At 72.6% G+C, this 11,862-nt stretch carries 13 protein-coding genes; 12 read left to right on the forward strand and 1 reads right to left on the reverse strand.

Annotation, left to right across the window (positions count from 1 at the left end; translation table 11 throughout):
- The first annotated feature begins 2 nt into the window (after positions 1-2).
- Entirely contained in the window at positions 3-1,532 is a 1,530-nt protein-coding gene (locus tag ACBI99_RS26650; RefSeq protein WP_375073753.1) for an aldehyde dehydrogenase family protein, read from the forward strand.
- A 26-nt stretch (positions 1,533-1,558) separates the two neighbouring features.
- Here the strand turns inward: ACBI99_RS26650 and ACBI99_RS26655 are convergent, their stop codons facing one another.
- Positions 1,559-1,945, reverse strand: coding sequence for a DUF6703 family protein (locus ACBI99_RS26655; protein WP_219509527.1), 387 nt, complete (start codon positions 1,943-1,945; stop codon positions 1,559-1,561).
- 64 nt (positions 1,946-2,009) lie between these two features.
- On the opposite strand from ACBI99_RS26655, the gene ACBI99_RS26660 reads away from it, so the two are divergent.
- The 11 genes from ACBI99_RS26660 to ACBI99_RS26710 all read left to right on the forward strand — a co-directional run.
- Positions 2,010-2,297 carry an antibiotic biosynthesis monooxygenase family protein gene (locus ACBI99_RS26660; protein WP_219509528.1) on the forward strand — a complete coding sequence of 96 codons (288 nt, stop codon included), beginning with the start codon at positions 2,010-2,012 and terminating at the stop codon, positions 2,295-2,297.
- A 107-nt stretch (positions 2,298-2,404) separates the two neighbouring features.
- A complete protein-coding gene (locus ACBI99_RS26665; protein WP_219509529.1) occupies positions 2,405-3,790 on the forward strand; it encodes a glycine--tRNA ligase in 1,386 nt (461 codons plus the stop codon).
- A 151-nt stretch (positions 3,791-3,941) separates the two neighbouring features.
- Complete coding sequence (locus tag ACBI99_RS26670; protein WP_375073754.1) at positions 3,942-4,778, forward strand: STAS domain-containing protein; 837 nt, start codon at positions 3,942-3,944, stop codon at positions 4,776-4,778.
- Positions 4,778-5,143, forward strand: coding sequence for an STAS domain-containing protein (locus ACBI99_RS26675; protein WP_219509531.1), 366 nt, complete (start codon positions 4,778-4,780; stop codon positions 5,141-5,143). The genes ACBI99_RS26670 and ACBI99_RS26675 overlap by 1 nt, the downstream gene beginning before the upstream one ends.
- Positions 5,140-5,544, forward strand: a complete 405-nt coding sequence (locus tag ACBI99_RS26680; protein ID WP_219509532.1) for an anti-sigma regulatory factor — start codon at positions 5,140-5,142, stop codon at positions 5,542-5,544. The genes ACBI99_RS26675 and ACBI99_RS26680 overlap by 4 nt, the downstream gene beginning before the upstream one ends.
- Before the next feature lie 12 nt (positions 5,545-5,556).
- Positions 5,557-6,558: an ATP-binding protein gene (locus ACBI99_RS26685; protein ID WP_219509533.1), complete on the forward strand. Its 1,002-nt coding sequence runs from the start codon at positions 5,557-5,559 to the stop codon at positions 6,556-6,558.
- On the forward strand, positions 6,555-8,204 hold the full coding sequence (locus ACBI99_RS26690; protein ID WP_219509534.1) for an ATP-binding protein: 1,650 nt from the start codon (positions 6,555-6,557) through the stop codon (positions 8,202-8,204). The genes ACBI99_RS26685 and ACBI99_RS26690 overlap by 4 nt, the downstream gene beginning before the upstream one ends.
- Positions 8,197-9,768, forward strand: a complete 1,572-nt coding sequence (locus ACBI99_RS26695; RefSeq protein WP_375073755.1) for a SpoIIE family protein phosphatase — start codon at positions 8,197-8,199, stop codon at positions 9,766-9,768. Before ACBI99_RS26690 ends, ACBI99_RS26695 begins: the two co-directional genes overlap by 8 nt.
- 98 nt (positions 9,769-9,866) lie before the next feature.
- The gene (locus ACBI99_RS26700) at positions 9,867-10,010 is read left to right on the forward strand and encodes a hypothetical protein (protein WP_219509536.1); all 144 of its coding nucleotides are present in this window, start codon (positions 9,867-9,869) and stop codon (positions 10,008-10,010) included.
- Positions 10,007-10,987 (forward strand): MoxR family ATPase, encoded by a 981-nt coding sequence (locus ACBI99_RS26705; protein WP_219509537.1) that lies wholly within the window; start codon positions 10,007-10,009, stop codon positions 10,985-10,987. Before ACBI99_RS26700 ends, ACBI99_RS26705 begins: the two co-directional genes overlap by 4 nt.
- A partial coding sequence (locus ACBI99_RS26710) for a DUF58 domain-containing protein (RefSeq protein WP_375073756.1) occupies positions 10,984-11,862 on the forward strand: 879 nt, incomplete at its 3' end. The genes ACBI99_RS26705 and ACBI99_RS26710, both read left to right, overlap by 4 nt.

Below are 11,862 nucleotides of genomic sequence, written 5' to 3' on the forward strand. Positions count from 1 at the left end.
CCATGCTGCTCAAACCGGGTACGGCCTGGCAGGACACCTACGCACGCGGTCACGCGGTGGCGCCCGAGGCGTTCCACGAGGACCGGGTGCTCAACCACTGGGGCGGGTTCTGGCAGCGTGACGGGCGGCCCGCGCCCGTCTTCTCGCCGCTGGACGGCACCGCCATCGCCGGGCCGCCCCGGCTGGACCGGGCGGGCGCGGGCCGGGCCGTGGCGGGCGCCGTCGACGAGCACCGGCAGTGGCGGCACCTGCCGCTCGCCGAGCGCAGGGCCCGGGTGGCGGCGGCCGTGGCGGCCATGGCCGAGCACCGCGACCTGCTGGCCCTGATGCTCGTGTGGGAGATCGGCAAGCCGTGGAAGACCGCCCGCGCCGACGTGGACCGGTGCCTGGACGGGGTGCGCTGGTATCTGGAGGAGATCGACCGCATGGTCGCCGGGCGGGCGCCGCTGCCCGGCCCGGTGAGCAACATCGCGAGCTGGAACTACCCGATGAGCGTGCTCATGCACGCGATGCTCGTGCAGGCGCTGGCCGGCAACGCGGTGATCGCCAAGACGCCGACCGACGGCGGGCTGTGCTGCCTCACGCTCGCCTGCGCGCTGGCCGTACGGGAGGGGCTGCCCTTCACGCTGGTCAGCGGGGGAGGTGCGGAGCTGTCACCGGTGCTGGTGGCCGGGCGCTCGCTCGGCTGCGTGTCGTTCGTCGGCGGGCGCGACGCGGGCGCCAGCGTGGCGACCTCGCTGGCCGACCTGGAGCGGCGGCACGTGCTGGAGCAGGAGGGGCTCAACTGCTGGGGCGTGTGGGAGTTCTCCGGCTGGGACGCGCTCACCCGCCAGATCCGGGCCTCGTTCGACTACGGCAAGCAGCGGTGCACCGCCTATCCGAGGTTCGTGGTGCAGCGGTCGCTGTTCCCCGAGTTCCTGCGGGCGTACCTGGCGGCGGTCGGGTCGCTGCGGTTCGGGCATCCGCTGGCCGTGGCCGAGCCCGGCGATCCGCTGCCGGAGCTGGACTTCGGGCCGCTGATCAACGCCTCGAAGGCCAAGGAGCTGGCCGACCAGGTGGACGAGGCGGTGGCGCGGGGCGGGGTGCCGGTGCACCGGGCGTCGCTGGCTGACGGGCATTTCCTGCCAGGGCAGGATATTTCGGCGTATTTCGCGCCGGTGGCGTTGCTCAGCCCGCCCCGCTCCTCGCCCCTCTTCCACGCCGAGCCGTTCGGCCCCGTCGACACGATCGTGCTGGTGGACACCGAGGCCGAGCTGCTGGCCGCGATGAACGCCAGCAACGGAGCCCTGGTCGCCACCCTGTCCTGCGACGAGGAGGACACGTACGGCAGGCTCGCCCGCGACGTGCGGGCCTTCAAGGTCGGCCACAACCGGCCGCGCTCCCGGGGCGACCGGGAGGAGCTGTTCGGCGGGCTCGGCGCCTCCTGGCGCGGCGCGTTCGTCGGCGGCGAGCTGCTCGTCCGGGCCGCCACCCAGGGCCCCGAGGGCGAGCGCCTGCCCGGCAACTTCCCGCACTACACGCTGCTGCCGTGAGGCCGTGACACCGGCGACCGGACCGGCTAGAACGCCCCGAACCTGGTCGCCGCCAGCAGCACCAGGAACGTCAGCATCGCCACCCGCAGCAGCTTCCCGCCCACCCCCAGGGACGGCCACGACAAGTAGGCCAGCCAGCCGATGAAGACGAGGACGGGCAGCACCGCCACGCCCCCCAGCCAGTTGGTGACCGCGAACCCGGCCAGCAGCAGGACCACCATCACCGCGGGTGTCACCCACCGGGGCACCTGCGTGAACAGGAACGCCATCGGCGTGGCGCTGCGCTCCTCCACCGACTTGCGCAGGCCCGTCGCCCCCGGCGTGAAGAACTGCTCGCCGGGCGGCAGCGGGCGCTTGGCCCCGGGACGCGGCTGGGCGAGCGGGTGTCTGCGGCGGTCGTCGTCTGTGCCCACGGTCCCGAGCCTAGCGCCGCGCGAATCGGCCCGGAGGCTCCGCGCCGTCTGACATCCTGGGGGCGTGCTCGCCGTGATCCGCTACACCGTTCCAGAGTCCCAGTCCCAAGACTTCGCCAAGCAGGGCCAAGCCATCCTCGACCTGCTCGCTGAACAGCCCGGCTACGTCCGGGGCCGGCTGGCGCGGTCCGTCGACGAGCCCAACCTGTGGGCCGTGATCAGCGAATGGGAGGGCGCCGGGTTCTACCGCCGGGCGCTGTCCGCCGCCCGGATGGCGATGTATCCCCTCATGACGCTCATGGTCAACGAACCCAGTGCCTTCGAGGACGTCTACCTCCTCGAAGGCGCGTAACGTCACTCGCGCACGGGGCCGCGGCCCCGTCCCCTAAGCTGGGACCTCACTGAGAGTCCACTGAGAATTCCCTCGCCGACCTCCAGCCGGAAAGAGAACCGACCAACATGGCACGACGCACCGACGTCATGGACACCATCGTCAGCCTCGCCAAGCGCCGCGGGCTCGTCTACCCGTCGAGCGAGATCTACGGCGGACTGCGCGCGTCATGGGACTACGGTCCGCTGGGCGTCGAGCTGAAGAACAACGTCAAGCGGCAGTGGTGGCTGTCGATGGTCCAGGCCCGCGAGGACGTCGTCGGCCTCGACTCCTGCGTCATCCTCGCCCCCGAGGTGTGGCAGGCCAGCGGCCACGTCGAGACCTTCACCGACCCGCTGACCGAGTGCCAGTCCTGCCACAAGCGCTTCCGCGCCGACCACCTGCTCGAGGCGTACGAGGAGAAGAACGGCAAGGAGCCCGCCGGGGGCCTGGCCGACATCACCTGCCCCAACTGCGGCAACAAGGGCTCCTTCACCGCGCCCCGGCAGTTCAGCGGCCTGCTCAAGACCTTCCTCGGCCCGGTCGAGGACGAGTCCGGCCTGGCCTACCTGCGGCCCGAGACCGCCCAGGGCATCTTCATCAACTACCAGAACGTGCAGCAGTCGGCCCGCCGCAAGATCCCGTTCGGCATCGGCCAGATCGGCAAGTCGTTCCGCAACGAGATCACGCCGGGAAACTTCATCTTCCGCACGCGCGAGTTCGAGCAGATGGAGATGGAGTTCTTCGTCAAGCCCGGCACCGACGAGGAATGGCACCAGTACTGGATCGACGAGCGCTTCCGCTGGTACTCCGACCTGGGCATCAACAAGGACAACCTCCGGCTCTACGAGCACCCCAAGGAGAAGCTGTCCCACTACTCCAAGCGGACCGTGGACGTCGAGTACCGCTTCAACTTCACCGGCTCGGAGTGGGGTGAGCTGGAGGGCATCGCCAACCGCACCGACTTCGACCTGACCGCCCACTCCAAGGCTTCGGGCGTCGACCTCAGCTTCTTCGAGCAGGACACCGGCGAGCGTTACGTCCCGTACGTGATCGAGCCGGCCGCCGGCGTCGACCGGGCCACGCTGACGTTCCTGCTCGACGCCTACACCGAGGACGAGGCGCCCAACGCCAAGGGCGTGATGGAGAAGCGCACGGTCATGCGCCTGGACCACCGCCTGGCCCCGGTCAAGGCCGCGGTGCTGCCGCTGTCGCGCAACGCCGACCTGTCGCCGAAGGCGCGTGACCTGGCCGCTCAGCTCCGCCGCCGGTGGAACGTCGAGTTCGACGACGCGGGCGCGATCGGCCGCCGCTACCGCCGCCAGGACGAGATCGGCACGCCGTTCTGCATCACGATCGACTTCGACACCCTGGACGACCAGGCGGTCACCGTGCGCGAGCGCGACTCCATGAGCCAGGAGCGCATCGCCCTCGACCAGGTCGACTCCTACCTGCGCCAGCACCTCAACGACTGACGCACCGCTCGTTCACCGAAAGGGCCGCACTCCGGTGCGGCCCTTTCGCGTTCCGTTCGCGCCGATCCTCGCATACCTGGACGTAACACCACATCTCTCGCTTGTAGCATTCATGGACTGCCCCTGTCCCGATCTGCTCCGGAGGTCACCGTTGACCGCTCACGCTGATGCCAGCAGGCAACGCATCCACGACCTGCTCACCACTGAGGAAGAGCGGGTGCTGCAGCGCTGGACAGCCCTGGCCAAGACGTCCGGCGAGGAGCTGCGGGACATCTACCTGGCGCTGCGCCTCGCCATCGGCGAGGGCCGTGACGACCTGACCGACGTCCGCGGCCTGCTCGCCGAGCTGTCGCGCGAGCGCGCCCGGCAGGGCCACACCCCCTCCGACACCGCGCGCGCGGTCTACGGCCTCAAGGAGGCCGTCTACGAGGCCGTCGAGAGCGACGGCTCCGCCGACGCCCTGCGCGGCTTCATCTGGTTCTCGCGGCTGATCGACGACCTCGGCCTCTACACGTTCGAGGTGTACGCCACCGCCCGCGAGACGATCATCCTGGACCAGGCGGAACAGCTCCTGGAGCTGTCGACGCCCGTCGTCAAGCTGTGGGAGGGCATCGTCGCGGTGCCCCTGATCGGCACCCTGGACTCGGCCAGGACCCAGGTCGTGATGGAGAAGCTGCTGCAGACGCTGGTCGAGACCGGCTCCGAGCACGCCGTGATCGACATCACCGGCGTCCCCGCCGTCGACACCCAGGTCGCCCAGCACCTGCTCAAGACCGTCTTCGCCGCCCGCCTGATGGGCGCCGAATGCGTCATCTCCGGCATCCGCCCGCAGATCGCGCACACCATCGTCACGCTCGGCATCGAGTTCGGCGACATCGTCACCAAGGCCTCGCTCGCCGACGCCCTCGCCTACGCGCTCAGCCGCAGCGGCACCGAGATCAGCACCCCCCGCCGCACCCGCATCGCGGTGCGGACCGAGGAGGTCTGATGGAGCGCGTCCCCATTCTCAAGCTGGGCGACATCCTCATCATCTCCATCCAGGTCGACCTGGAGGACCAGAGCGTGCTGGCCCTCCAGGAGGACCTGGCCGACAGGGTGGTCTCCACCGGGGCGCGCGGCGTCATCATCGACATCACCGCCGTGGAGATCGTCGACTCGTTCATCGGCCGCATGCTGGCCACGATCGCCGCCATGTCGCGGATGCTCGACGCCGAGACCGTGGTCGTCGGCATGCGCCCGGCGGTGGCCATCACGCTGGTCGAGCTCGGCCTGTCCCTGGGCGGCGTGCGCACCGCCCTCGACCTGGAGAAGGGCGTCGCGTTGCTGGAGCACACCCGGAGCACGTCACGATGACCGGAGGCGGTCACGAGCTGCCGATCACGAGCAACGCCGACGTCGTGGCCGTGCGCCAGCGGGTCCGGACCCTGGCCGTGGACGTCGGGCTCTCCCTCGTCGATCAGACCAAGGTCGTCACAGCGGCCAGCGAGCTCGCCCGCAACGCGCTCGTCTACGCCGGAGGAGGCCGGGCCAGCGTCGAGATCGTCGACAACGGCCTGCGCCGGGGCCTCAGGTTGTCCTTCGTCGACGAGGGCCCCGGCATCCCGGACGTGGAGCAGGCGCTCACCGACGGCTGGACCACCGGCAGCGGCCTGGGCCTTGGCCTGGGCGGCTCCCGGCGGCTGGTCGACGAGTTCGAGCTGACCTCGGCCCCTGGGAAGGGGACGACGGTGACCGTGACGAAGTGGGCCAGATAGGTGGCTGGATCAGTGGACGGCATCAGGCAGTTCGGCGACGACACCTGGATACGCGCCGAGGAGCCCAGCGCGGTCGGCGCGGTGCGCCGGCTCGCCACCGGGCTCGCCCTGGCCGCCGGTTTCGGCGACGAGCGCACCGGCCAGGTCGCGGTGGCGGCCACCGAGGCCGTCTCCAACCTGGTCAAGCACGCCGAGCAGGGGATGGCGCTGGTCCGGCTCTGCCCGGGCGCCCCGGACGTCGTCGAGCTGATCACGCTGGACCGGGGGCCGGGCATGCCCGACGTGGCGCGCGCTCTGCGTGACGGCTACTCCACGTCCGGCACGCTCGGCATCGGCCTGGGCGCGATCGCCCGCATCGCCTCCCGCTACGACGTCCACTCGCTGCCGGGCAAGGGCACCGTGCTCGCCGTCCAGTTCGGCCGGGCGGAGCTGGACACCCTCCCGCCGGCCAGCGGCCTGGTGCGGCCCATCGGCGAGGAGAGCGTGTCGGGCGACTCGTACGCGATCGTCACCGACGGGCCGGTGACGACCGTACTGGTGTGCGACGGGCTGGGGCACGGCCCGGCCGCCGCGCAGGCCTCCCGCGAGGCGGTGGCGCTGTTCCTGCGCTCGTCCCGCGACGAGCCGCGCGAGATCCTCGCCCGCGTCCACCGCGGCCTGAACTCCACCCGGGGCGGCGCGGTCGCGGTGGCGCGCGTCACCTCCACCGCCGTCAGCTACGCCGGGCTCGGCAACGTCTCCGGCTGGATCTCCCGCGCCGACGGCCGCCAGGGCATGATCTCCGTGCCGGGCATCGCCGGTCATCAGGGCGGGACGCTGCGCCAGTACGAGTACGAGCTGGGCGAGCACGCCAGCGTGGTGCTGCACTCCGACGGGCTGACCGAGCGCTGGTCCGCCGGCGCGGTCCCGGGCCTGTTCACCTGCTCCCCGGCCGTGATCGCGGCCGGGCTGCTGCGCGAGGCGGGCAGCCGCCGCGACGACGCCTGCGTGGTGATCGTGAGGCCGCGGCCATGAGCGGGACCGAGGTGGCCCGGCTCCGGCTGACCGGCGACCAGGACGTCTTCTCGCTGCGCCGCCTCGGCCGCGCGGTGGCGCGGCTGTCCGGGCTGGAGACGCAGGACCAGGTTCGCGTGGCGACCGCGCTCAGCGAGGTCGGCCGGGAGACGGCCGGCACCGGCGCCCTGGTCGTGTTCTCGCTGGAGAGCGATCGGCTGCTCATCACCGTCGAGCGCGCCCCCGACGCGCTGTGCTCATCGGAGGGCCTGGCGCTCGCCCGGCGCCTGGTGGACGAGGTCACCGCCACGCCCGGCGGGCCGGTCACGATCGTCAAGCGGCTGCCCCCGCGCCGCCAGGGCCCGCCCGCCGAGCGCATCCGCGACAGCCTGGCAGGCTTGACCCCGGTCACCGCGCTGGAGGAACTGCGGGCGCAGAACGAGGAGCTGGCCACGGCCCTGGAGGACGTGCGGCGGCTCAACACCGAGCTGCAGGAGACCAACACCGGCGTCCTGGCGCTGTACAACCAGCTCTCCAGCGAGCTGGAGGAGACCAACCGCGGCGTCGTCGCCCTCTACGCCGAGCTCGACGAGAAGTCCACCCAGCTCCGCGAGGCGTCGGAGGCCAGGAACCGGTTCTGGACCACGCTCAGCCACGAGCTGCGCACCCCGCTCAACTCGGTCATCGGCCTGGTCCGGCTGCTCGTCGGCCCCGGCGGCGAGCCGCTCACCGAGGAGCAGGCGCACCAGATCCGGCTCATCGGCGGCTCGGCCGAGACGCTGCTGGCGCTGGTGGGCGAGCTGCTCGACATGGCCAAGGCCGAATCGGGGCGGCTGCAGCCCGAGCTCGGCCTGTGCGACCTGGCCAGGCTCGTGGAGCAGCTCCGGGTCACGATGCAGCCGACCGGCGAGGTGGAGCTGCGCACCTCGGTCGCCCCCGAGGCGGCCGAGATCTACACCGACGCGGTCATGCTCACGCGGGTGCTGCGCAACCTGCTGTCGAACGCGCTGAAGTTCACCCGGAGCGGCGAGGTGCGGCTGCGGGCGGAGCTCGACGAGGCCGCCGACGAGGTGGTCGTCACCGTGGCCGACACCGGCATCGGCATCTCGCAGGAGGATCTGGAGCGCGTCTTCGAGGAGTTCTACCAGGTGCCGGGCCCCCTCCAGGCCACGGCCAGGGGCACCGGCATCGGCCTGCCGTACGCGCGCAGGCTGGTGGAGGCGCTGGACGGGAGCCTGGAGCTGGCGAGCGCGGCGGGCGAGGGGACGACGGTCACCGTCCGGCTGCCGCGCCACCACCTGGTGCCCGAGGTCGAGCGGCTGCTGATCGCCGACGACGACGAGGCGTTCCGCGCCCTGGCCCGCAGGATGCTGCACGGCTTCGCCGTCCACGTGGACGAGGCCGGCGACGGCGTCGAGGCGCTGGGCGTGATGAAGGAGCGGCGGCCCGGCGTCGTCGTGCTGGACATGCTGATGCCGCGCCTCGACGGCAACGCGCTGCTCCAGCGCATGGCGGAGGACGAGGAGCTGCGGGAGGTGCCGGTGGTGGTCGTGACCGTGGCGCCGGGCAGGGCCGTGGCGGGCCATCCGGTGCTGTCCAAGGACCGGCTGCGCCGCGAGGACCTGCTGCGCGCGGTGCGCGAGGCAACGGGGACGAGCCGTGGCTGAGCCGCCCGCGACGGTCCTCGTGGTGGACGACACGCCCACCAAGCGCTACATCCTGTCGAGCTGGCTGCGCCGGGCCGGCCACCAGGTCGTCGAGGCCAGCACCGGGGAGGAGGCCCTGGAGGTGCTCGCCCGGGGCGGCCTCGACCTGGTGGTGCTGGACGTGCGGCTGCCCGGCCTCGACGGCTACGCGGTGTGCGAGCGCATCAAGGCCGACCCGGCGACCGCCTCGATCCCGGTCATCCAGGTGTCGGCCCACGCCGTCTCGGTGACCGACCGGGCCGAGGGGCTGGAGCGGGGCGCGGACGCGTACCTGTCGGAGCCCATCGAGCCGGACGAGTTCACCGCGACCGTCGTGGCCACGCTGCGCTACTCGCGGGCGCGGCGGCAGGCCGAGGTGATGGCCTGGCGCCTGGCCAGGCTGGCCGAGACGACGCTGCGCATCAACCGGGCCGACTCCTTCGAGCGGCTGCTGTCGGTGGCGGTGGCGGGCACCGCCGAGATCATGGGCCGCTTCTCCGGCGCGCTGGCGCTGCCCGCCGACGGGCGGCTGCGCCGCTACCGGGCGCGCCCTGGCGAGGCGGCGGCCGGCAAGGGCGTCGCCCCCAGCCTGCTGGAGCGCCTGACCGCGATCGCGCTCGGCCCGGCGACGGGCGCCGAGGTGATCACCCTGCCGCCCGAGCGGTGGCGCGAGCTCGTGCCGGGCTCCGAGATCGACATGCCGGTCACCGGGGTCCTCTGCCGGACCAGGAAGGGCCGGCCGCCGATCTTCCTCGGCGTCGAGGCCGACCCGGAGCTGGACGCCGACGAGGTCAACCTGCTGCGCCAGCTCGCCCAGGAGCTGGCCCTGGCCGTCGACGCGCGGCGCGCCTACACCGAGGAGCACGCGATCTCGATCATGCTGCAGCGCAGCCTGCTGCCCCCGTACGTCCCGGACGTGGCCGGGGTGACGCTGGGCCTGCGCTACGAGCCCGCCGGCGGCGGGCTCGAGGTGGGCGGCGACTTCTACGAGGTGCTGAGCCTGGGCGAGCGGATGCTCGTGGCGGTCGGCGACGTGATGGGCCACTCGCTGCACGCCGCGACGGTCATGGCCGAGCTGCGTCACGCGCTGCGCGCCTCCGTCATGGACGAGGTGAACCTGTCGGCGTCGATGGACCTGCTCAACAAGGTGCTGCGGCGCTACCACCCGGGCATGACGGCGACCGTCTGCCTGATGCTGCTGACCCCGGCGACGGGCGAGATCGCGCTGGCCAACGCCGGGCACATCCCGCCGCTGATGGCCGGGCCCGACGCCCGCTACCACGGCATGGGCAACCTCATGCTGGGCGTGGCCGACGAGGAGTACAAGGTCGACCACCTCGTGCTGCCGCCCGGCGGGACGGTCATGCTGTTCACCGACGGGCTGGTGGAGGACCGGCACACGCTGCTGGACGACTGCCTGGAGCGGGCCAGGGCGCTGGCCGAGACCGTCGGGGACGACCTGGAGGCGTTCTGCGACGGGATGCTGGCGGCCTTCGGGACGCGGGAGGACGACGTCGCGCTCGTGGTGCTGCGGCGCGACGCCTGACCAACCCACCGAAAAATCGCATAAAGGCCGCAGTTACCTACGTTTTCGCGCCCGCTTGATGACATGGCCCTGAACCCGATGAAAGGGACAGGGGATCCATGCCACGCACCACACGTATCGCCGCCCTTCTCCTGGCCGGCGGCGCGCTGCTCCTGACGGGCGGCGCCGCGTACGCCGGGCCGGAGCCGTCCGCGCTGGAGCTCCGGCTCGTCGTGGACGACTGCCCCGAGGTCAGGCCATGACCGACGCCGAACTGCTGGAACGGGCGCTGTTCGAGGTCAAGAGGGTGATCGTCGGCCAGGACCACATGGTCGAACGGCTGCTGGTCGCGGTCCTGGCCAGGGGGCACTGCCTGCTCGAAGGGGTGCCGGGCATCGCCAAGACGCTGGCGGCCCACACCCTGGCCACCGTGGTGGGCGGCACGTTCGCCCGCATCCAGTTCACGCCCGACCTGGTGCCGTCCGACATCGTCGGCACCCGCATCTACCGGCCGTCGACCGAGACGTTCGACATCGAGCTCGGCCCGGTCATGGTCAACCTGCTGCTCGCCGACGAGATCAACCGGGCGCCCGCCAAGGTCCAGTCGGCGCTCCTGGAGATCATGGCCGAGCGGCAGGTGAGCATCGGCGGCGCCACCCACCAGGTGCCGACGCCGTTCCTGGTGCTGGCCACGCAGAACCCGATCGAGTCCGAAGGCGTCTACCACCTGCCGGAGGCCCAGCGCGACCGCTTCCTGCTCAAGGTGGACGTCGGCTATCCCAGCGAGTCGGAGGAGCTGGCGATCGCCTACCGGATGAGCGTCGACCCGCCCGTGCCCCAGCGCGTGCTCGACCCCGACCGGCTCACCGAGCTGCAACGCCGCGCCGACCAGGTGTTCGTCCACCACGCCGTCGCCGAGTACGCCGTCCGCCTCGTCCACGCCACCCGCGCCCCCGACCGCTACGGGCTGCCCGGCCTGGGCCGCCACCTCGCCTTCGGGGCCGGCCCGCGCGCCACGCTCGGCCTGCTCGCCGCCGGACGGGCGCTCGCCCTCATGCGCGGCCGCTCGTACGTGCTGCCCGACGACATCCGCGACCTCGCGCCCGACGTGATGGCGCACCGGCTGGTGCTGTCGTTCGACGCGCTGGCCGACGACGTGCCGCCGAGGTCGATCGTGGACCAGGTCCTGTCGGCGGTGCCACTCCCGGTCATCGCCCCGCAGCAGGACGCGGCCGCATGACCGCCCACCTGGCGGCCGAGCCCGCGCTGCGCAGGCTGGAGCTGGTCATCACCAGGCGGCTCGACGGGCTGCTCCAGGGCGAGCACCTGGGCCTGTTCCCCGGGCCGGGCAGCGAGCTCGCCGAGGCCCGGCCGTACCGGCCCGGCGACGACGTGCGGCGGATGGACTGGAACGTCACCGCGCGCACCGCCGAGCCGCACGTGCGCGAGCAGGTCGCCGACCGCGAGCTGGAGGTGTGGACGCTGCTCGACGCCACGGCCAGCATGGACTTCGGCACCGCCACGATGGAGAAACGCGACCTCGCGCTGGCCGCCGTGGCGGCGGTCGGCTTCCTCACCCAGCGGACCGGCAACCGGATGGGCGCCCACCTGCTGCACGGCGACGGCGTCCGCGTCCTGCCCGCCAGGACCGGGCGGGCGCACCTGATGGCGGTGCTGCGGGCCGTGTCCGCGCTGCCCCGCACCCCGCCGGGCGCCGCCCCGCCGCCGCTCGGCGCGGCGATCGAGCGATTCGGGAAGGCGGTGCGGCGGCGTGGCCTCGTCGTGGTGGTGTCGGACTTCCTGGACGAGCCGGCGGCCTGGGAGCCGGCGCTGCGCCGCCTCGCCGTCCGCCACCAGGCGCTCGCGGTGGAGGTGCTCGATCCGCGCGAGCTGACGCTCCCGGACGTCGGCGTCCTCACGCTCGTCGACCCCGAGACCGGGCGGCGGCGCGAGGTCTCCACGGCGGGCGCCCGGCTGCGGCTGCGCTACGCCGAGGCCGCCGCCGCCCAGCGCGCTGCCATCGCGGCCGCCCTGCGCCGCGCCGGCGCCGCCCACCTGCGGCTGCGCACCGACGGCGACTGGCTCCGCGACCTCGCCCGTCACATCCTCACCCAC

Source organism: Nonomuraea sp. ATR24 (genome assembly GCF_041950485.1).
Classification (GTDB): Bacteria; Actinomycetota; Actinomycetes; order Streptosporangiales; family Streptosporangiaceae; genus Nonomuraea; species Nonomuraea ceibae.